This window comes from Aquimarina latercula DSM 2041, assembly GCF_000430645.1.
In the GTDB taxonomy this organism is placed as follows: domain Bacteria; phylum Bacteroidota; class Bacteroidia; order Flavobacteriales; family Flavobacteriaceae; genus Aquimarina; species Aquimarina latercula.
On record NZ_AUMK01000020.1, the window covers coordinates 48,992 to 71,583 of the forward strand.

Consider the following 22,592-nt stretch of genomic DNA (forward strand, 5'->3'; position numbering starts at 1 on the left):
ATGTCATTGATCCAATTAGTTTTTTGGCCTATATAGTTCTTTATACTTTAAGATCAGTTTAACATAAACTGTTGAAAACTTAAAACACAAATCATCATGAAACTATTAAAACCTTTACTAAAGAAAAACCCTTTTCATTTTGGCTCTTGGAAAGTGCCATTACTAATCTTATGTTCCTTTTTCGTAGGCTTAACCTGGGGACAAGTAAATACAGGAGGAACCGCAACAACATCAAATCATCAAAAGCAGGTGATTGGATATATCACAAATTGGGATGCCTGGAAAGCCGCTAGTGCAGGAGTTCCCTCTGCAGGTGCATTAACACAGCTTAATATCGATTATTCGAAATATACGATCCTTAACTATTCCTTTTTTGGTGTAGCAGTTGATGGATCTTTACACAGTGGAGATTTAAGAAACAAAAACATATATCAACCTGGAGCAATTCAGGAACCCGGAGACATTCTATTTACGGATATATATAGTAGCTGGGATATGTATTTGTTGTTTGGAGAATTAGAAGTAATACAATACATAAGCCCAGATGTAAAAGAAAGAGCAGAGGCTTATGGATTTGAAGTTGAGGTGGGTGGAGCTACGTGGAATCATCCTGGATGGGGATTGAGTGGCCAATTACCATTACCGCTTCCTAAAGAAGGTGGAGCAAAAGGATTGTTAGAATTGGCAAAAGAAAATGGAGTAAAAGTAATGGCTTCTATAGGGGGATGGAGTATGTGTAAGCATTTTCCTGAAATGGCGGCGGACCCTGTTAAAAAAGCTCGATTTATTGAAGATTGTAAAAGACTAATTAATATGGGGTTTGATGGAATAGATTTGGATTGGGAATATCCAGGTCCTTATCCTGGAATGAATTTTACGGGAACAAATGCAGATTACCCAAATTTTGCATCCTTGGTAGAAGAGATTAGGGCAGCAATAGGTCCTGATAAATTGATTACCGCTGCGATGTCTGCAGATCCAAAAAAGCTAGAAGGATTTGATTGGAACCGACTAGATAACTCTATGGATTACTTTAATATGATGACCTATGATTTTAATGGAGGGTGGTCTAATATAGCAGGTCATAATGCTCCAGTATATCCATATGATGGTGCAGAAGTACCAGATTTTAATTGGCAGTCTACGTTAACTGCAATGCAATCCATGGGGGTGCCTTCAAATAAAATCAACTTCGGGATACCATTTTATGGAAGAGGAGTTGTAACTGATGGTAATGCTACGTTAAATGCGCCAACAGTTAAGAGAAATGTGACAATACAACCAGATGGTCCTGTTAGTACAGCTGCAGATTATACCAATTGGCCACAGGATGTATATGATGGTACGCCAAATCATTTTTTTATCAAACAAAAAACAGAAGGCGGAAATGGCTGGACAAAAAAATGGGATGACCAAGCAAAAGTCCCTTATTTGACTAAAGGTAATTTTTTTCTTAGTTACGATGATGAAGAGTCTATTGGGATTAAAGCACAGTACATTAATGACAATAATCTTGCTGGAACAATTGTATGGACGGTGTTCGGAGACTTGGAGATAAGTGGCTCTTTTCAATCATTTGGAACTAAGTTGAAGAGATGGTCTAACGTGAAGTCACCATTAATAAATAAAGTGAATGAAGTATTTGCTAATGGAGGAGATCCAGATCCAAATACAGCACCATCGGTAGCTATTAGTTCTCCCTTAGATAATGCGAATTTTGAAGAAGGGAATGCTATTACAATTGAAGCCAATGCTAATGATATTGATGGAACAGTAACTAAAGTAGAATTTTATGTTGGAACTCAGAAAATAGGTGAAGATATATCAAGTCCTTATCAAGTAGTTTGGAATGGAGCTAATGAAGGTAGTTACTCTTTGACAGCTAAAGCTTACGATAATGATAATGCGAATACAACTTCTTCTTCGATTTCTATTTTTGTGTCCGGTGGAGATTGCTCCGATAGCCAAAATAATTTTAAAGTAGTTGGATATATGCCAAGCTGGCAAGGAAGTGCAAATACAATACAGTACGACAAATTAACACATATTAATTATTCGTTCTTACTCCCTAATAGTGATGGTAGTCTACAACCTCTTGATAATGTTGCAAAAATGCAACAAATCGTTAGTCTTGGACATGCACAAGGAGTTAAAGTGTTGATTGCTGTAGGAGGATGGATGGATGGTAATGATTCCCCGTTTAGCACATTAGCCGCAAATCCAACGACGAGAACTACTTTTATAGACAACCTGGTGAATTATGTAAATCAATATAATTTAGATGGTGTAGATATGGATTGGGAATATCCCCGTGAAGGTAATGAACCTCAAAATTTTGAACTTTTAATGCAAGAACTTGGTCAAGCAATGCATAGTAGAGGGAAATTATTAACCTCGGCCGTAGTCGTTTCAGGTTGGAATGCAGATGGGATTCTTAGTGGAGTTTTTGATGATGTAGATTTCTTAAATATTATGGCATATGATGGTCCTGATCACGGAGCTATGACTCAAGCTCAAGGTGGATTAGATTATTGGCTTGGTCGTGGATTACCAAAAGAAAAAGCAGTATTAGGAGTACCTTTTTATAGCAGACCGCAAGCACAAAGTTATGCTTCATTGTTAGCTCAAGGAGCAAGCCCTAATAGCGATTCTTTCCAAGGAAATAATTATAATGGTATTCCTACTATAAAAGCTAAAACCGAAATGGCGCTGAATCGAGCTGGAGGTATTATGATATGGGAGTTGTCTCATGATACAACGGATCAACAAACATCTCTTTTAGCAGCGATTAACCAGGTTGTAGGAGATCCTTGCGACCCAGGTAATATAAAGCCGGTAGTTAGCATTACATCACCGACTAATAATGCAAATATCGAATTAGGAACTATAAACCTTACCGCTACGGCTTCTGATCAAGACGGAACAATAAGTAGTGTCGTATTTACTATTGCAGGTAAAGATATCTCAGCAACTGCTTCTGATAATATATATTCAGCTAGTTGGATTCCAGATTCTGAAGGGCCATATACTATTGTAGTCACCGCTACGGATAATGATAATGCATCAACGACTAACCAAGTTAGTGTAACAGTTACTTCTGGTGATACTGGAGGTTGTACTGCTCCTCCATACGTAAATGGACAAGTATATGTTGGAGGAGATACAGTCTCATATCAAGGAAATGAATATCGTGCTAAGTGGTGGACACAAAATAATGATCCCGTTACGAACCGAGAGAATGTTTGGGAATTATTAGGACCATGTACTGATGAGAATAACCCGGATGGAGGAGTTATAGCTGGAGGACCTTTTGTATTTACGGTAGGAGATGGTATCGCGGACAATGTTTCTGGGATTACACTGAGTGGTAATAGTGGTATGAATTCGCAATGGGTTATTACTGATGAACAAGGAAAAATACTTGGATTACCAGTATCACCAGAGCAAGTAAATTTTGACGGATCAGGACCTGGTATTTGTTTAATATGGCATCTAAGTTATGAGGACGGTTTAACTGGGTTATCCGCAGATAATAATACTTCAGGATTACAGGGGGCTTTTGATTTTTCAAATTCTATTACAGTTACAAGAAATTCAGTAGGAGATAATAATCCAGAAGGAGGAGTTATAGCTGGAGGACCCTTTGTATTTACAGTAGGAGATGGTATTGCAGATAATGTTTCTGGTATTATGCTGAGTGGTAATAGTGGTATGAATTCGCAATGGGTTATTACCGATGAACAAGGAAAAATACTGGGATTACCGGCATCACCAGAGCAAGTGAATTTTGACGGAGCAGGAGTAGGTATTTGTTTAATATGGCATTTGAGTTATGAAAATGGTCTGATAGGATTATCCGCAGATAATAATGTTTCAGGATTACAAGGATCTTTTGACTTTTCAAATTCTATTTCAGTTACAAGAAATGCAGTAGGAGGAGATTGTACAGAACCACAATATGTAGAAAATGGTGGATATGTTGCAGGTAGTCAAGTTGAGAATGCTGGAAATTTATATGAGTGTAAACCTTATCCATTCTCGGGATGGTGTAATGGAGCCGCGTGGGCATATGCACCTGGAGAAGGAACCTATTGGCAAGATGCATGGACTCTCATTGGTGAGTGTGGTGATGGAGATACTGGAGGAAATGAAGCTCCAACTGTATCCATTACGCAACCTGCAAACGGACAGTCATTTACTGCAGGAAGCACAATTACAATTAATGCCTCAGCTTCAGATAGTGATGGGAATGTAACAAAAGTGGAGTTTTTAAGAAATGGGACTATAATAGGAGAAGATACAACAAGCCCTTATAGTTTTACTTGGAACAATGCTTCTACAGGAAATTATATACTTACTACAAGAGCAACTGATGATGATAATGCCACGGGAGAGGCTACAGTAAATATTTCTGTAGGATCTGTACCACCACCTCCACCAGGTGGAGATTTGCCAAAAAGAATCTTGGTAGGATATTGGCATAATTTTAATAATGGATCTTCAATTCCAAAGCTAAGAGATATATCTGATAAATGGGATGTGATTAATATCTCTTTTGCAATTCCAACTGTGCAAAATGGAGCTACCATGACTTTTACTCCAGATCCAGAGATCTATTCAAACGCTCAAGAATTTAAAAATGATGTGGCTTTATTACAAAGTAGAGGTAAAAAAGTATTGATCTCTATGGGTGGGGCTACCGGTGCGGTAGATGTAGATAGCCCAGCAGATGCGCAAGCTTTTAGTAGCTCTATGACCAGTATTATTAATGAGTATGGTTTTGATGGTATGGATATTGATTTTGAAGGTACTTCAATTTCTCTGGCACCGGGAGATACTAGTTTATCAAACCCGACTTCTCCAAAAGTTGTAAATCTTATAACTGCTTTTAGATCAATTCTTTCTCAATATGATATGTCGAAATTTATTCTGTCAATGGCTCCTGAAACTGCCTATGTACAAGGTGCGATTGGCCAGTATGGTGGTATTTGGGGAGCATATCTTCCATTAATCTATGCACTACGTACTGAAATGGATTACATTCACGTTCAGCATTATAATACGGGTAGCATGTTAGGATTAGATGGCAGAGCTTATTCTGCTGGAAATGCAGATTTTCATGTGGCGATGGCCGAAGTATTATTGCAAGGCTTTACATTAAGTACAGGAGAACAGTTTCCTGCATTACGACCTGATCAAGTTGCCATAGGATTACCAGCTAGTCCATCGGCGGCGGGAAGTGGATATACACCAGCCGCAGAAGTGCATAAAGCATTAGATTATATTATCAAAGGACAATCTTTTGGCGGACAATACACGTTGCGAAATCCTTCTGGATATGCTAACTTTAGAGGTCTAATGACTTGGTCTATTAACTGGGATATTGTTGCAGGTTTTGGATTCTCAGATCCTCATCGAACTTATTTAGACGCCTTAGATCAAAGATCTCCAGAGCAAGAATTACTTGAAAAAGAAAGTTTAAAAATGTATCCTAATCCTTTTAGTTCAGAGGTTACTATTACTTTCAAATTAGGTAAAGACAAATTAGTCAATGCCGTTATATATAATCAGATTGGGGTTAAAATCGCCGTATTGAAAGATAATGAAAGGCTTTCTTCTGGAAATCAAAATATGAAGTGGGATACAGATGGTATTCCTAGTGGAATTTACTTCTTAAAACTTAGAATAGGTAAAGAAGTAAAAACAATGAAACTGATTAAACAGTAGCATTTCTCCCTAATTTTTTTGTAAAATTCACCTCTCTTATGTGTTAAAAATTTAGAGAGGTGAATTTTGTTATTTACATTAGTTTCTTAGTTATATATGTTTATTGAATTTTTACAGATACGGGATCAATTCTAAGCTTTAAAAAATCAAAATGTTTAGATTTAATTTTCCTTTTTTAAAATAGAAATCCCAAATATCCCCTGAAAGTAGACAAGTATAACAACTATAGTTGCAAGAATAGAAGGATAAAATAGTTTTATACTATCTTCATTCTGATCTATTGAGTTTAATAAATCCGTATAAGTTAAAATGATATAAATTGACAAAAGGATTACACTTACAATAAGTCCAGCTTTTACTTTATGTCTTGTTTTTATCAATACTTCTTGATAGTTTTTTTCCTTTTTTACTATATCCATAATATTATCTTCTAATTCAGGGTGAGTAGCATAAATTGGATTGTATTCAGTAAGTGTATTATGTATGTTTTGATCTGTTTTATCCATTATTTAGATTATTATGTTGAATAGAAAGTGCAAGAAAACTCTTTCGTGCTCTATGTAGTAATACTTTTATATTTGATTTGGTGAAACCTGTAATTTTTTCTATTTCTGGAATAGACTCTTCGTGTAAGTAAAACAATTTCAATAGTAAAGCTTCTTTGGGTTTCATAAGATTTAAAGTCTTTTTAATTTCTAATTTTTGATCCTTTTTTTCAAAGTTTTCAATTGCTTCATTAAAAGATACTGAATAATCAAAAGGGTCATCCATAAACGTAATGAACTCCTGTGTCCGTTTATTTTTCTTTATAAATTTTAAGGATTCATTTACTACAATTTTATACAACCAAGTCGAAAATTTTGCGTCAGAACGATATGATCTTAAGGCTTTAAATGCTCTTATAAATGAATTTTGAACAACATCATTCGCGTTAAACTCGTTTTTTACCATAGAAATTGCAATTGAATATGCCATTTCCTGATATGTCTTTATAAAATACACAAAGGCATTTTTATCTCCAGAGAGTACTTTATCTATATGCGCTTTGTCTGGTATAGAATTCAATTACTTTTCTTTTTACTGATATAAAAAGAAATCAGAAAACCGATTCCTCCAAATAGTAATAGAAAACCCGGGATGATTACATATTCTGGAATTTTAGTGTATATACTGAATAAGTAGGATGTAAATACAGCTGTTGCTAGCGAACATAAAAGTATTCCAATGTTTAAAAAAATATTACCAGAATCCTTAAACTCTTGGTCAATCATTCCACTTTCAATTTTTGCCATACGCTCCAAGTGTTTACTTTTTATGATATAGAAAATTGAAAATACAGCGGCGGCTATCAATGCTATTACAACTATTGCTACAGGATCATTCATTTTATTTTCATTTTTAATATTAATATATATCCATAGGATACCCATAATTAGCTAAAGGTTACAAAAAGTTGAAAAAATAAAATTCAATTATTTGTAACCTTTATGAATATTGAAGTATCAGATTAACAAACAGAAAATTAATACTTAAGAGAATTAGTTTGTTTAGTTCTATTTGCGCAATCATAGAAACTATTTAATTATTTAATCAATACTTAATAATAACTATCATGAGACATCTTATAATAATTTTAATAGCCTTTCCCTTATTTACATTTGCACAATCTTTTGATTCTTCGAGGTTGGTAGATTCAATTATATCCGAAATTGATCCAAAAGGTCCTGGAGTTGCAATAGGTATAGTCCAAGAGGATAAACTTAGCTTTTCAGTAGCTAAAGGAATGGCAAATTTGGACTATAACCTACCAATATCGAATTCAACTAATTTTAGATTATCTTCCTCCTCCAAGCAATTTACGGCTGCTTGTATTATTCTTTTGGCAGAACAGAACAGGCTTAAATTAGAAGATGAATTGTCAAAATTTTTTCCAGAATTTTCCGAAAATATTGGAAATGTTACAGTCAGACAACTGTTAAATCATACTTCGGGTATTAGAGATTATATGTCTCTTTTAATGCTTAAAGGATCTAGACAAATGGATTTCTTTAATAGTTTTATTGGGGAGGATCGTGATATTATGGATGTAGTTTCGAATCAGAAGGGACTTTCTTTTGATAGTGGAGTAGAGCATAGTTATTCTAATACTAATTATTGGATTCTGGGTGAAATAGTGGGAAAAATTACAGGAAAATCATTAGGTGATTATGCTAAGGCTAACATCTTTATGCCTTTAAAAATGACAAACACTTCATATGTAGAAAGAACAGGTCAATTGGTTCCTAATAGAGCTGCAGGTTATGTGAGTGAATGTCCTGATTGCCCAAGAGAGGAATATCGTTTTCAAGCAGCTACTGTGGGAGATGGAGGGGTTGTTTCTAGTATTGATGATTTAGTATTATGGGAAAATGAATTTCATAATCAGAATTTGTTTTCCAAGAAATTTTGGTCAATGATGCTAACTAATGGTATGCTAGAAAACGGAAAGGAAATATCCTATGCTTCTGGGTTGATAAAAGGAGAACAAAATGGACAGAAAATGATATCTCATAGTGGTCAAAATCCGGGTTTCAGTTCTGATTTAATTAGATTTCCTGATCATAACTTATCTATAATAATTCTTGCTAATCAAAACTGGTATGATATAAGGTCATATGCTATGCAGATAGCAAATTCTTTTTTTCCTCCTAAGGATAAACCTAAGAAGTCAGCAGAAAATCAAAAATTGAAACCTATAAAATTAACATCTGTAGCATTGGATAAATTCGTTGGAGATTACCGTTTTATAGAAACTAATGAACATAGAACGATAAAAAGAAATCAGAATCAACTTTTTTATGTCCGTAATAATGGTCCTACCAGTAAATTAGTTCCTCTGGGAGAAAACAAGTTAACTTTTGAAGACAGGCCAAATGTAATTTTAACGTTCGATTTTAAAAATATTCAGAAGAAAAATATAGTGTGGAATGATGGTCCAATTACATTACATGCTGAGAGTTATACTAAAACATTATTGGATATTAGTGAGTTGAATCTTTTTAGCCAGAAATACAGAAATGATGAATTAGACCTAGAGTTTAGGTTGAAGATGGAAGATGATCAACTTGTTTTTCCAATTTTTAATCAAAAACTTCCTTTGGAGGCCGTTAAAAAAGATGAATTCAATGCTATGGGAATGTTTACGTTAAGATTTGAAAGAAGTAAAACTGGAAAAATCATAGGTTTTAATCTTGATGCTCCTAGAGCAGCTAATATAGCTTTTACAAAAATAGAGTAGTTACAGGATCATATATTCTTCAGTAAACAAAAAGCTTCTTGTTATAAGAAGCTTTTTGTTTTAAAAATAAATTTAAGGCATACGATCTAGTTTTATCATATATTTCAATTTTAAAAGTGTCGTAAAATTCCCTTTATTTGGCGGTTTTAAGATAGTTTGTAGACATAACCTATAGTAATTTTGATGTAAGTAATCATAAATTAAATGTGGTATGAAGGCAACTAGTATAATCAAACATGAGAAAAACTTTTTTGATACTGGTCGAGACTCAGCTGGAAAAGAATTTTTATTAACTCATAAAGAGGTTCCAATTCAAGGCGCATTGGAGATGATGTCTTATACACAATGTAGACCTAAAAATGGAGACACATCTTTTTATATTCAGGAAAAACATACCAAAAAACAAATAGTATTACATTATACTGCGGGCTATTTGAAAGGGGATGTAGCAGCTTTGTCTAAGCCCAATTACAGAGTCTCTGTGCCTTTTATTATTGCTAGAAATGGCACCATACTTAACTTGTGGTCTTCTGCATATTGGGCGTACCACTTAGGTTCAAAAGCAATAGGAGGAAATACCAAAGGAGGTAAAAGAACCATCGGAATCGAGATGTCTAATATTGGGTTTTTAAAAAGAATTGGAGATCAATTAGTAACCGTATATAATGATACTGATGTGTATTGTCATGTAAGCGAAACTAAGTTTTATGGAAAGTTAGATATACCTTTTCGTGGGGAACAATATTTTGCCACATATACCGCTAAGCAGTATAAAAGTTTACTGGTATTACTTAGGTATTTAACTTCAGAATATGATATTCCTACAACGTTTTTACCGGAGGATAAACGATATGATATAGTGGCAGAAGAAGAGTTGGTAAACTTTAGGGGAATTACATCTCATGTTAATTATAGATCTACTGGTAAATGGGATATAGGTCCTGCTTTTGATTGGGATTTAATTATCAGTGGTTTACTTGGTTTTTAAAGTCGGAAAATTACTAGAATTAGCCGTTTTTGTCATAACAAGATAACGTTGGTTTACTATAATTTTGAATTGGAATAATCCCTATAATAGTTCATAAAAACTCCCTAGACATGAAAAATAAGTATGTGTATTTGATTAAGTTTTGCATATTAATTATGCTATATAGTTGTGCAAGCTATGGTCCGAAAAATAAAGACCTGTCTTTGGTTTTGTCTAAGACCCAGCAAGCTATAAGTGGGTTAGAAGGAAAAATAACTACTACAAATGATAATAATCTAAAAGCAGCTTATAATGAATTGATAGAAAAGAGCGCTACACTATTTCCTGTTTTAGAAAAGTGTAATGATAAATATGCGCTTACTCCAGCGTATGTATCAACTTTAGAAACTACGGAATATACCTTAAGAAATCTAAATGAGCAGTATGAAACAACAACGGATAAAACATTTGTTTTAAAAGCAATATCAAAAGATTATGAAGCTAAACTGCAGACCATAAAAAACACAGCACAAAATAATGCCACGACAACTATTAAAGTGATGGTAAACTCAAGTGAAAATGAAGGTTTTTTTGTTTTCGGGAAATTATCTTATGAGCAGGATTTGGATATTAAACGCTTTCGATTTAATCAACCAACACAAAATGCTTCTCTAGATTTTGTCCCTGGATATTATCTGTTTTGGTTAGAAAAAGATGGTTTAATAGGAGAACCAGAACTCCATCTAATTATGAGTAATTCTGGTGAAGAAGAAAAACAGCTAGTATTAAAAACCCCAAAATAAGTATACGATGCTAGTAAATAGATTAAAAGAAGTTTGGAAAGAGATAACATTATTAAGTACCTGGATTGCATCTATTACAGGAGCATTTATTATTCCGCTACCTTCTTGGTATGCTACAGATGATAATACTGCTTTTCTTATGAAATTTGGAGTTTTTATCGCGACTGCATTAGCTGGATTTTTGATTTTATATTCACTAAAGCATAAAATGATTAGAACTTGGATGCGATTATCGCTTCAATTTTTACTAATGTTTGTTGGGATTTATGCGACCTATCATTTTTTTAGAGAGGCAAATACACTTCCATATGTAGATAATGATATTGTGATTGGTAGTGAATTGATAGCGAACAATCCATTTGATACTTTTAAGGAATCTCATGGGTTTTTACCAGAAAGAAAAGAACGCATGTTGATCCTATTAGGAGATCCGGAAAAAGCCTGGACTAAAGATAGTATTGTAAGTAATAGAATTCAATTAATAATAATGCTATTCCTTTGTTACCTATTATCTGCTGGGTTTATTATCTCTTTTTGCAACCTAATTATCCTGTACAAGGAAAAATATAAGATTAAAATTGAAGAAAATTAAAGAATTACTATAAAACAAAATGATATGCAGATAACTAGAAATTCAACTAATAATCAAAACCTAAAGCATAAATTATTGAAACCAGTATTTTTTTCATTTCTAAAATACTTATGTTGATTTATTGATATGTTTTACGATATATTTACGAATAGATTAATTGATAAAAATTTGACCTTGTGAAAAATACTACTACGAGTTTAATCCTGCAGATTGTAGCACTACTTTTTTTAGTGGTTATTGGTTATCTGATCTTTAATTCTAGTTCTAATTGGAAGATACTAACATCAGAACTGAACAAGGCAAAAGAAGAATTAAAGCAATCAAAAGAGATAATTGAAACAACCAAATCCGAATTAGAAAGTTCTAGAAAAGAATTTGAAAAAATGAAGACTCAAAAGGATTTAATTATTCATAAACGAGATTCATTAATACTCTCATTTAAAAGGAAAAATGCGAAAGATTGGTCTGAGTTAGAACGTATCAAAGATTCTATAAAACTTACGAATGATCAATTAGCAAAGGACCGAGCAATATTAAACGGAGTTTTTGGATTAGAACAATAAAAAAATATTTAGCTATTTGTAAATTAACTATCACATGAAAAAAATCATCTTCATCTTTTTATTTCTATTTGCATCAGTATCTTTTTCTCAGGAGATTGATTCTCTTAAGGTAATTGAAATTCCGGAAAGTTATGCTAATTATAAAGGAGAACCTTTTATTGTAAAAAAAGACAGTCTCTATCTATTTAGAACTCCTGATGTATTTTTAGTCAATAAGAAATCTTTTTTAGCCATTAAAAATGTGTATCAAAGTACTTTACAACAAGATAAAATGACCAAAGAATTGATAGAGAAATATTCACAAACATTACGCAGAAATATTGATTTAGAACGTAGTCTGCAAATTAATTTTGCTGCCAGTGATAGCCTAGATCAGAAGGTATATGAAAAGACTCAAGCAACTTTATTAAATACCCAAAAAGCGCTAGATTATACCATAAACAGTCTAGAGAGAGCAACAAATAGTCTTGATATTGTAGATAAGGCTGCCAAGAGACAAAGAAGAAAAGGCGTTTTTGAAAAAATCCTTATCGGTGTTGCGGGTATCGGAGTTGGAATTCTGGTTGGAGTTTCATTATAAAATATAATCATCGGATTTTTATGATATAATTTTAAAGAATTGTTATACAATCTTATAATACCTCATTTAACATTTCATATTAGTTTCTTTAGAGAAATGATGAGTAGTTTTACAGTAAACTGAAAAAATACTAATAGCACCTTTTGTAAATACTTTTTAATGACTTTTTCTAAAGTTTACTTTTTTCAAATCAGACCGTATCAATATAAAACAAGTTTAATAGCTTGTATCATCCTAGGACTTTTTTTATTGCCTAATTCTTTCTATGGGTTTCAGAAACTAGAAAAGGTCGATAGTCTTCGTAATTTAATAAATACTAATAATAAAGAGAATGCAGAAAAGGTGGACTTGCTTAATACTATAGGTTTTGAGTATTGGATTGTAGATGCAAATCAATCTATTAATTTTGGAAAAGAAGCATTGCGCATATCTAAAAAAATTGGATTTACTAAAGGCCAAGCTAGAGCAAACCGAATAATTGGAGTAGCTTATTGGGCGCAAGGACATTTAAATAAAGCTTTGACCTATCTAAATACTTCGTATAAGTTATACAATAATATAGAGGATCAAGTAGGGTTAGCAAATACAAAACTCAATATAGGGATGGTATATGCTGATCTCAAAGAATATACAAAAGCACTAATTTTTTATGAAGAAGCGATTAATGAATTCACGGCGTTAGGCTTAAAAGGAAGAATAGCAACTACATTTAGCAAAATAGGAACTATTCTTATAGAGCAACAAAAGGATGAAGAAGCATTAAAATATCTTACCGATGCATTGAGGATGCATACGGATGCTAATTTTACCTATGGGATTGCAGAAGCGCATAATAAATTAGGGATTTTATATCTTCATAAAAACGAAATAGAGCAGGCCTATTATCATATAAGAAAGTCGATGGATCTTGGCAATAAAGTCAATGATATTGATGGATTAACTAATAACCATATAATTCATGGAAGAATTCTAAGATTATCAAACAAACTTGATGAAGCTGCAATAGAAATTCAAAAAGGGTTGACATCTGCAAAAGAGAACAAACTGAAAAAATATGAACTATTTGCATATGAAGAATTAAAGGAAATCAAAAAATTACAGTCTAAACCAGAAGAAGCTTTGGCTTATTATGATAAATTTATTTTTCTTAGAGATTCTCTTTTAAATTTAGAAAAGTCAAAACAAATTGCTTACCTAGAATTCGAGAACCAGTTAGAAGGGAAAGACAAAGAATTAGTAGCACTAAAAGAACAAGAAAAGAAAGATGATTTAATTCAATTGATTTTATTTCTAAGTGTTGTTATTATATCAATTTTTGGAGGTGTTATCTATTTTATAAGTAGGCAACGAACCAAAAAAAGTAAACTATTAGCTTTAAAAAAACGAGAACTGTTAGAGTCGGAACATGCGCTTACTCAAAAAGATTTAGAGAACTTAGCTTTAAAACAGCAAGAGTTGCAACAGCAATTAGATTTTAAGAATAAAGAACTTTCTTCTTATGCGCTTAATTTTATAAAGAAAAATGAAATTGTTGAGCAGTTACAAGAAACTATTCAGAAAATTAAAAAATCCTCTTCTATAGAAAAACAACAGTTAATTACAGATTTAAATAAGATAATTAAAAAGAACCTAAGTATTGATAAAGACTGGGAGGATTTTAGTCGATTTTTTGAAGATGCACATGAAGGTTTTTACGTGAGATTAAAATCAAAACATCCAGATTTAAGTTCAAATGATTTAAAAATTTGTAGCTTAATTAGGCTAAATCTTAATATAAAAGAGACTGCTAGTATTTTGGGGATATCTCCTGAGAGCGTAAAAACTGCTAGATATCGTCTTCGAAAAAAAATAGAATTAGATCCTAAACAAGAAATTCTCACCTATTTATTACAATTAGAAGAATAAAAAACATAAATAGCGTAAGATGTTATGTTTTAAAATTTAAATATTTGAAAATCAAATATTTAAATTTTTGTTGTCTACCTATTGTATCCCTTGTATATATCCTTTTTTTATTTAGGTGCACACATTGTATACGTGTTTTTAATTGCAGTCTTCTTAAGGCTTTATAATTTTAGAGTATTCTAAAACCTATTAAATTATACTCTTATGAAACCTAATACCAACTATATTAAAAGTGGTCATGTAAATATAGCTTATCAGGTTTTTGGTTCTGGAACCGTTGATTTGGTATATATTCCTGGATGGATCTCAAATATTGATTATATGTGGGCTTGTCCAGAACTTGTTAGCTTTTTACAAGAATTAGGAAAAATAGCAAGAGTTATTTTATTTGATAAACGAGGAACAGGACTTTCTGATCGTATTGCTACATATCCTACATTAGAGGAAAGAATGGATGATATCAGAGCTGTAATGGATGCTGTTGGATCCAAAAAAGCGGTATTATTTGGGCACTCCGAAGGAGGTTCTGTATCAGCTCTTTTTGCTGCTACTTATCCAGAACGGACCATTTCTTTAGTTTCTTTTGGGATATTTGCTAAAAGAGTTTATAGTTCGGATTATCCATGGGCGCCTACTAATGAGGAACGCCAAGAGGTGTATGATATGATCGAAAATAATTGGGGTAGTGGAGATATGAATCTCGAGGCGCTTGCTCCTTCTAAGGCTAATGATAAAAATTTTATGGATTGGTTAGCTAGTTATTTTAGGTCAGGAGCAAGTCCCGGTGCTGCTATGATGTTGACAAAATTAAATACACAAATAGACATAATAGATATTTTAGGTTCCATTAATGTACCTACACTCATATTACAACGTACGCATGATATCGATGTAAAGATTGAAGAAGGACGATTTATAGCTGAACGTATTTCGGGAGCAAAATTTGTAGAGTTAGAAGGAAATGATCATCTTTTTTGGGTTGGTGATACGGAACGGGTTCTTCAGGAAATAAGGACATTTGTTTTCGATGTAAAACCTAAACCTGTTTATGAAAAAAAGCTCTATACCTTTATGGTTGGCCATATAAGCACTCCAATAAAACGAGATAATAAGCTACATAAACTCATAAGAGAATGTGTAGCTAGATATGGAGGAAATGTAGCGATATATGATAATGATACATTCACATTAACTTTTGAAGGGCCTAGTACAGCAGTTTATTGTAGTTCAGAATTAATGAAAATTGTTAAGAGCGTCAATGCGCAGATATCTATTGGGGTTGATATCAAGGAATGTTTTATAAAAGATTGTATTTGTGAAGAAACTGAGGATTTCGTAACCTTAGTAACTAAACAGAGTGCACCTAATCAAATTATAGTAACTCAGACGGTAAAGAATTTATTAATAGGGGTAAATATGAGTTTTGTACCTTATCAAACAATTTTTAAAACTGAATTAGGGGCTTCCTTATTATTATATAAAGCGACTAAAAATCTTCCTACAGATGTCACTTTGATTTATAAAAATAAATCTCCACAACAAGATTCTTTGTTACAAAAAGTGATTCAAAATATTAATCATCATTTAAGCAATGACTACTATGGTGTAACAATGCTTTGTACGGAAGTGGGTGTTAGTGAACGACAATTGCAGCGTAAACTTAAGGCTAGTACTAATATGTCTCCTAATCAACTAATTTCTTCAATTCGTTTAAATCGAGCAAAGGAATTGATTATTGGTCGACAGAATACCATTGCGGAGATCGCTTTTCAGACTGGATTTTCTAGTCCGTCATATTTTTCTAAACGTTTTAAAAAACAATTTGCTATTAGTCCATCAGAGTTAGTTAGTTAACCGCAGTGATTAAGGAACATTTATTAATCTAGAGTTTATCAAATATTTTAACCTTTAAGATAATATTTATGATACAGTGCTTCTATTATAGTAAGATTTAGTGGTTTTATTAAGTATTCAGGAGCGAAATATTTAGGTTTAAAAACTTGAGAATATTCTTTATTAATTGACGAAGAAAGAATAAATATTTTTGTCTTTACTTTTTTAGAATAAAGTTTTTCAAATCTTTCGAGTAACTCCCAACCATTAATATTGGGCATGTCTATATCTAAAAAAATGATATCTGGTTCAAAAGATTGATCTTTTTCGAATCGCTCAAGTACTGTATTTCCGTTTATAAATTCTTCTATACGTTTAAAACGTTTTGATTTTAACATCAAATATTTGTTGAGGAAATTGGTTGTTTTATTGTCATCAATAAGTACGGTATGATTAATCCTAGACATGACTCCATTTTTTTAGTGAGGGGTAATTTAGATCAGATATCAAGTGAAGTGTGATTTTTCGAGGTTTATTTATTTAGGTATATCGATGAAATAAATACTTTCTCGATAGAATACAGCATGTCAATTATTTGTCAATCAATTTTTTAGGAGAATTTATTGTTACAAAGAATGGTTTTACCTTATATATTTTGAGGGAAAATTCCCAAAAAAAACTATTTATTGTCTTTATCTTCATAAACTGATTATTGAACCTTTTTATTGTGCATTTGGTCGAAAAAACAATCACATCATCGATTTTTAAGATAATTTCTGCTAAAACATCCCCTTTGTACTATTTAAAAACGGGCAATATTTATACTGAATTTTCGGATTCATTACACTAACTAACTATTTTGGTATGATTAAAAATTACTTGTGTTTTATTGTATCCTTATTTTTTATTCAAAATAATAAGCGTATTCTCAGAGTATTATCATTTATTTTTATAAGCTTTTTATCCATTACAAATACGAATGCACAAAGTTGTACTTTGAATGCTGGTATTAACCAGACTATTTGTATTAATGATGTAATGCAATTAGATGGTAATAGTCCTGATACCTATGCAGATGGTCCTACTTGGACTCAGATTTCTGGACCAACAGTAGTTATTAGTGACCCTACTATTGATAATCCTGTTATTACAGGTTTTATAGGAGGTAATACATATGGATTTAGATACTCCGCGGAATGTTTTAATGGGGATACTCCTTTTCAGGATGTAACAATTACAGTGCTTCCAATCACAGAAGCTGCTGTAGGGGTTGATATAGCATCGTGTCCAGATACTTCTGGATCTATTGTGATCAATGCAAATACACCAGGTAATGCTGGAGAAACAGGTGTTTGGTCTATTGTAGGTGCTAATAATGCGGGTGTTACTATTTCTGTTCCTACTTCTACGTCTACACCTATACTATTACCAGAAGGCAGTGCTGGGGTTTCTACTCTACGTTGGACAATCACTGGACCTACAGATCCTGGCACAGGAGTGTTTTGTGAGTCTTTTGCTGATTTGACGGTAACGAACTTTGGTGGAGAACAACCAGTGAGTGCTGGTCCAGATATACCCTTAGACAATTGTTATACAGTAAGCCAAACCACTACTATGGATGCCTCCTTTGGAGGAGCTGGTTTTGGCGGTCAGATAGGAACTTGGACATTTCTTAGTGGTCCAACAACACCGACGATTAATGATCCTAATTCGAATACTACAGGAATAGGTAATTTAAGAGAAGGTACCTATACATTTTTATGGGAAGTAGCAGGGCCTTGTTCCACGGGAAGTGACACTATTACTATTACTGTCGATGAAGCGACACAGGATGTAACAGGCGCTACAATTCAAAATAATAATCAAAGATTTTGTGATCCTTCTGTAACGGAAACTACTTTGGTAGGTTCTGTACCTGAAAATACAGATGAAACAGTACTATGGGAACAAATAGATGGAAATCCTCCGGTTACTATTGTGGATCCGACAAGTAGTACAACCCAAGTTACTGGATTAACTTCGCCAAATGCATATCAATTTAGGTATACGATCACAAATACAAATACTAATTGTGATGAAGAAGCAATAGTTAATGTTCGTTACAATGTAAACCCCATAAGTATTGATGTAAATCCTGGGATGGGAGATGATATCATAGGTACTTGCGGGCAAACTTCTTTTGATATTGACTTTAACTTTACTAGTGGAAATATAACAGAATACCAGATTGTTAATGGTCCTCCAGGATCTACAACAGGACCTATATCAGCAGGTAGTAGTCCTGTGACTATTGAAAATTTGGATGTAGAAGGAACATATACGATAGAATTTATAAGAAGAAGAACAGGGAATTTATTTCAGGCTTGTGATGAGGCTAGAGATTTTGTTAATGTTACCGTTTCCTTAATACCTACAATAGCAAATGCAGGATCTGATCAAACTTTTATTTGTGGACAATCAGGAGGTAATTTGGCCGGTAATGCGATTACTACAGGACAATCTGTATGGTCGCAAATATCAGGGCCTAATTCAGCGACAATAGCAGACATCTATGCTCAAAATACAGGAATATCTAGTCTTATTCCCGGAGAGTATGTTTTCAGATATTCAGTAAGTGCAGGGCCGGATTGTACACCTCCATCTTTTTCAGATACAACTATTTTTGTATCACCTTTAGATAATAATCCAGTAGAAGCAGGTGTGGATCAAACAGTTTGTTTTAATGCGCCTGTAACCTTGGCTGCAGATCCTCCTGCAGATAGTCAAACAGGTACATGGTCTTCTCCAGACGGTATCGTATTTTCAGATGTTAATGATCCTAATGCTATTGCCACAGGTTTTGTAAACCCATCTACAAATTATGTACTTACTTGGTCCTTAATAAATGATTTTACTTTTTGTGGACCAGCAGCTACAGATACAGTAACTATAACGACAACAGCTGATGAGTCTCCAACTATTGCCGATGCGGGAGCTGATACTTGTTTGGGAGCCGGAATTACTAATATTACATTGGCAGGTAATCAAGAACAAGCCGATGAGACAGGTACTTGGACAGTAACACCTTTGGCAGGAGTCGTTTTTGCCGACGAAAATCAATTTGATACTGATGTAACATTACCTGGTGATGGTACGTATGTATTTACTTGGACAATTGAATATACCAGTATACCTCCATCTCCAGCTTGTACGGCAACTTCGGATACTGTAGAAATTACTGTAGCAGGCGCTGCCATGGCCGAAGCTGGACCTAATCAGGATGTATGTGCTACCTCATTTACAATGGCTGCCACTGATCCTGCACCTTTAGGAACAGGAACTTGGAGTTTGGTAACAGGTATAGGTGGTTTTACAGTGGATGATATAAATAGTCCAACAGCTACTTTCACTGATCTATTAGATGGTACGTATGTATTTGAATGGGCAGTAGAATATGGAAGCTGTACTACGGCTACCGATCAAGTAACTATTAATGTGGGAATTCCAGTAACACCTGCAGTTATTCAAGGTGGTGATCAAGTTGTTTGTGCTTCTGACAATACCGTGATTACTGCAGACCCTTTAAATAATCCAGTTACCGAAACAGGAACTTGGACAGTGATTTCAGGGCCAAACAATCCAACTATCAATAATCCTAGTAGCAACAGTATAACAGTTACAGATTTGGTAACAGGTTCTTACACCTTTAGATGGACAACTGTAGGAGGATCACCAGTTTGTGATCCTAGATCAGATTTTGATGAAATACAAGTTGATGTATTCGCACCAGCTACTGCAGGCGCAGATCAAGATTTATGTAATGTAAATAGTGTGTTTTTAGAAGCGACAGAAGGAGCAACAGGTACTTGGACTGAAATTACTAGTAATGGATCCGTAATTACACAATCTCCTTCTAATAGTAATAGAGCCAATGCCACGATTACACCTGGTAATACCTATACCTTCAGGTTTACCACAGATTATACGGGACCAGGTGTCATATGTAATAATTCTGATGATGTAGTTATTACAGTTACTGGCGGTCCTAGTGCTATGCCATCTGCCGGTACCAATCGTTTTGTTTGTGAAGATAATAATGATTCCATTACCTTAAATGGAAGTACTCCTCCAGCAGATCCAGGATTAACAGCTACCTGGAGTATTATAGAACAACCTTCAAATACTGCTTCGATACCAGCAGGAGATATCAGTAATCCAAATGCTACTCTTAATGGATTAACGGTACCAGGAGTATATATATTACAATGGAATTATTCAATAGGAAACTGTACAGATGAGTTTAGTATCGTTCGAGTAGAGGTGTTCGAAGCGCCGGGAGCTGCAGAGGCTGGTCCAGATCAACCAAATGCTTGTCAGTTGGATGTTCAAATGGCAGCAACCGCTACTTCTGATAGTAGTAACGGTGTTTGGTCATTTGCTAACCCAGGAGATGACCCATCAGGGGGAGTCGTAACTATAGAAAGTATTAATAACCCAGAAACTAGACTATTAAATGTTCCTGATGATGTTGGCGATGACGGTATTGATGATGTATATGTATTGACTTGGACAGTTTCTAATTCGAATACAGATCCTTTTACAGATCCGGTATCTCCTAATTTATGTGATACACAAGTAGATACTGTTACAATTACTTTTACAGGAGCTCCACCATCTGATGCAGAAGCAGGTCCGGATCAGGATTTTTGTGATGAAACACAAACTTTTATGGATGCTGATCCAATTACAAGTGGTGTTGGTACTTGGACACAAACAGGAGGTCCTGCAGGTCCAACAATTACTGCTCCTAACAATCCTGAAAGTTTGATCATAGATTTAGCTCCTACACCAGTAGGTGATCCTTATATATTCACTTGGACAGTAGTAGGAGGAGGGTGTACCAATGTGGATACCATGGAAATTATTGTCAGATCTAATGCAGCGGTAGCAGAAGCAGGTCCTGACCAAACATTACCAGAGCTTTCCTTGGTTACTTTGGGTGCAACAGCAACAACAATAGGACAAGGGCAGTGGTCACAAGTATCTGGACCCAATACTGCTAATATCAATGATCCACTTGATCCTGGAACTGATGTAACAGGAACGATAGTAGGTACTTATGTTTTTGAATGGACAATTACAAATGGTGACTGTGATCCTGCTACAGATCAAGTAACCATTATAATAACTCCAGTATCTGATTTAGAACTTACAAAATCAGTAGCACCTTCTTCGGTAAACATTGGAGATCAGGTAACATTTACTGTTTCTATTTTTAATAATAATACTACACTCACTAATTCATCAGATGCCAGTGGTGTTAGTGTAGAAGATTTGATACCTCTTGGGTATACTTTGGTACCGGGAACAGTAAGTAATGGAGGAATTTATAATGCAGGAAATCTGTCCATAACTTGGGTAGGATTGGATGTTGCTAGTGGGGATACTTTAAATTTAACGTATGATGTGATTGTAAATTCTTCAGGACCATACGTGAATTCGGCTCAGATTATAGCAAGTGACAGTTTTGATCCGGATAGTGATCCTTCTACCGATAATACTGTCGACGAAAATGGCGATGCTGATCCGGATGATGATGATGAAGACACAGCAAATGTAACCATAATATCAGCAGATTTAAGTTTAGGAAAAACAGTATCGCCGGCTTCAGCTGATGTTGGAGATTCTGTAGTGTTCACGATTACTGTTACTAATGGAGGAGCTAACTCAGCAACTAACGTTGTTGTAGAAGATCAGTTACCGGCAGGATATTCATATCAAAGTGATAATAGTGGAGGTAATTATGCTCCCGGATCTGGAGTTTGGAATGTAGGAACTGTAGCTGTTGGTTCACCCGAGAGTATACAGATTACGGCTTTGGTCAATGCTCCGACAGGTGCAATTGGAGAATACAATAATGTTGCAGAGATTACTGCAAGTGATCAATTGGATCCCGATAGTACCCCTGACAATGATGATGGTAATCAGAGCGAGGATGATGAAGATACTGCGAGTATTCCAACACCAGAAGTATCTGATTTAAGTATTAGTAAGGTAGTAAGTGATCCTACTCCAAATGTGGGAGATACTGTTACTTTTACGATTACATTAAGTAATGCTGGTTCAGATGCGGCTACAAATGTTTCAGTAGCAGATGTTGTACCTGGAGGATATAGCGGAATAAGTAATATTGTCCCTGTTATAGTTCCTGCTGGTAATATTCTTACCTGGACAGGATTAGCGGTGCCAGTGGGTACCGATACAGTTACCTTAAGTTTTGATGCTGTTGTAGATGCTCCAACGGGAGCTGTTGATGAGTATTTGAATCAAGCAGAGATCACTGGTAGTGATCAGTTTGATCCAGAT

Annotated in this window: 14 protein-coding genes; 10 read left to right on the forward strand and 4 right to left on the reverse strand. The window is 34.2% G+C overall.

What is annotated here, in order from left to right:
* Positions 1-96 precede the first annotated feature (96 nt).
* Positions 97-5,727, forward strand: coding sequence for a glycosyl hydrolase family 18 protein (locus H526_RS32240; protein WP_051336206.1), 5,631 nt, complete (start codon positions 97-99; stop codon positions 5,725-5,727).
* A gap of 161 nt (positions 5,728-5,888) precedes the next feature.
* Here the strand turns inward: H526_RS32240 and H526_RS0117080 are convergent, their stop codons facing one another.
* Genes H526_RS0117080 through H526_RS0117090 form a run of 3 tightly spaced genes read right to left on the reverse strand, consistent with a single transcriptional unit; the run spans position 5,889 to position 7,112 of the window.
* Complete coding sequence (locus H526_RS0117080; protein ID WP_027394125.1) at positions 5,889-6,233, reverse strand: DUF2208 domain-containing protein; 345 nt, start codon at positions 6,231-6,233, stop codon at positions 5,889-5,891.
* Positions 6,226-6,792: an RNA polymerase sigma factor gene (locus H526_RS0117085; protein WP_051336207.1), complete on the reverse strand. Its 567-nt coding sequence runs from the start codon at positions 6,790-6,792 to the stop codon at positions 6,226-6,228. Before H526_RS0117085 ends, H526_RS0117080 begins: the two co-directional genes overlap by 8 nt.
* Positions 6,789-7,112 (reverse strand): DUF6249 domain-containing protein, encoded by a 324-nt coding sequence (locus tag H526_RS0117090; protein WP_139195609.1) that lies wholly within the window; start codon positions 7,110-7,112, stop codon positions 6,789-6,791. The genes H526_RS0117085 and H526_RS0117090 overlap by 4 nt, the downstream gene beginning before the upstream one ends.
* A gap of 227 nt (positions 7,113-7,339) precedes the next feature.
* Between H526_RS0117090 and H526_RS0117095 the strand changes: the two genes are divergently transcribed.
* The 8 genes from H526_RS0117095 to H526_RS31030 all read left to right on the forward strand — a co-directional run bounded on the left by H526_RS0117095 (position 7,340) and on the right by H526_RS31030 (position 16,268).
* On the forward strand, positions 7,340-9,004 hold the full coding sequence (locus H526_RS0117095) for a serine hydrolase domain-containing protein (RefSeq protein WP_027394128.1): 1,665 nt from the start codon (positions 7,340-7,342) through the stop codon (positions 9,002-9,004).
* Positions 9,005-9,215: 211 nt separating this feature from the next.
* Positions 9,216-9,992 (forward strand): N-acetylmuramoyl-L-alanine amidase, encoded by a 777-nt coding sequence (locus H526_RS0117100; protein WP_027394129.1) that lies wholly within the window; start codon positions 9,216-9,218, stop codon positions 9,990-9,992.
* A gap of 110 nt (positions 9,993-10,102) precedes the next feature.
* Positions 10,103-10,774, forward strand: a complete 672-nt coding sequence (locus tag H526_RS0117105; protein WP_035085886.1) for a hypothetical protein — start codon at positions 10,103-10,105, stop codon at positions 10,772-10,774.
* A gap of 7 nt (positions 10,775-10,781) precedes the next feature.
* The gene (locus H526_RS0117110; RefSeq protein ID WP_027394131.1) at positions 10,782-11,366 is read left to right on the forward strand and encodes a hypothetical protein; all 585 of its coding nucleotides are present in this window, start codon (positions 10,782-10,784) and stop codon (positions 11,364-11,366) included.
* A gap of 176 nt (positions 11,367-11,542) precedes the next feature.
* Positions 11,543-11,929 carry a hypothetical protein gene (locus H526_RS0117115; protein ID WP_027394132.1) on the forward strand — a complete coding sequence of 129 codons (387 nt, stop codon included), beginning with the start codon at positions 11,543-11,545 and terminating at the stop codon, positions 11,927-11,929.
* Between the two features lie 34 nt (positions 11,930-11,963).
* Positions 11,964-12,509, forward strand: coding sequence for an SNARE domain-containing protein (locus tag H526_RS0117120; protein ID WP_027394133.1), 546 nt, complete (start codon positions 11,964-11,966; stop codon positions 12,507-12,509).
* A 159-nt stretch (positions 12,510-12,668) separates the two neighbouring features.
* The gene (locus H526_RS0117125; protein WP_027394134.1) at positions 12,669-14,414 is read left to right on the forward strand and encodes a tetratricopeptide repeat protein; all 1,746 of its coding nucleotides are present in this window, start codon (positions 12,669-12,671) and stop codon (positions 14,412-14,414) included.
* A gap of 204 nt (positions 14,415-14,618) precedes the next feature.
* The gene (locus H526_RS31030) at positions 14,619-16,268 is read left to right on the forward strand and encodes an alpha/beta fold hydrolase (RefSeq protein ID WP_051336208.1); all 1,650 of its coding nucleotides are present in this window, start codon (positions 14,619-14,621) and stop codon (positions 16,266-16,268) included.
* Between the two features lie 47 nt (positions 16,269-16,315).
* Here the strand turns inward: H526_RS31030 and H526_RS29440 are convergent, their stop codons facing one another.
* Positions 16,316-16,714, reverse strand: coding sequence for a response regulator (locus H526_RS29440; protein ID WP_051336209.1), 399 nt, complete (start codon positions 16,712-16,714; stop codon positions 16,316-16,318).
* Positions 16,715-17,111: 397 nt separating this feature from the next.
* On the opposite strand from H526_RS29440, the gene H526_RS0117140 reads away from it, so the two are divergent.
* Positions 17,112-22,592, forward strand: a 5,481-nt coding sequence (locus H526_RS0117140; RefSeq protein ID WP_155839714.1) for a DUF11 domain-containing protein, incomplete at its 3' end; no start/stop codon positions are given.

Excerpts from the sequence above, each read along its gene's own strand:
- H526_RS29440 (WP_051336209.1), bottom strand. The coding sequence starts at position 16,714 with ATGTCTAGGATTAATCATACCGTACTTATTGATGACAATAAAACAACC.
- H526_RS0117120 (WP_027394133.1), top strand. The coding sequence starts at position 11,964 with ATGAAAAAAATCATCTTCATCTTTTTATTTCTATTTGCATCAGTATCT.
- H526_RS0117095 (WP_027394128.1), top strand. The coding sequence starts at position 7,340 with ATGAGACATCTTATAATAATTTTAATAGCCTTTCCCTTATTTACATTT.
- H526_RS0117110 (WP_027394131.1), top strand. The coding sequence starts at position 10,782 with ATGCTAGTAAATAGATTAAAAGAAGTTTGGAAAGAGATAACATTATTA.
- H526_RS0117080 (WP_027394125.1), bottom strand. The coding sequence starts at position 6,233 with ATGGATAAAACAGATCAAAACATACATAATACACTTACTGAATACAAT.
- H526_RS32240 (WP_051336206.1), top strand. The coding sequence starts at position 97 with ATGAAACTATTAAAACCTTTACTAAAGAAAAACCCTTTTCATTTTGGC.
- H526_RS31030 (WP_051336208.1), top strand. The coding sequence starts at position 14,619 with ATGAAACCTAATACCAACTATATTAAAAGTGGTCATGTAAATATAGCT.
- H526_RS0117100 (WP_027394129.1), top strand. The coding sequence starts at position 9,216 with ATGAAGGCAACTAGTATAATCAAACATGAGAAAAACTTTTTTGATACT.
- H526_RS0117105 (WP_035085886.1), top strand. The coding sequence starts at position 10,103 with ATGAAAAATAAGTATGTGTATTTGATTAAGTTTTGCATATTAATTATG.
- H526_RS0117125 (WP_027394134.1), top strand. The coding sequence starts at position 12,669 with ATGACTTTTTCTAAAGTTTACTTTTTTCAAATCAGACCGTATCAATAT.
- H526_RS0117090 (WP_139195609.1), bottom strand. The coding sequence starts at position 7,112 with ATGAATGATCCTGTAGCAATAGTTGTAATAGCATTGATAGCCGCCGCT.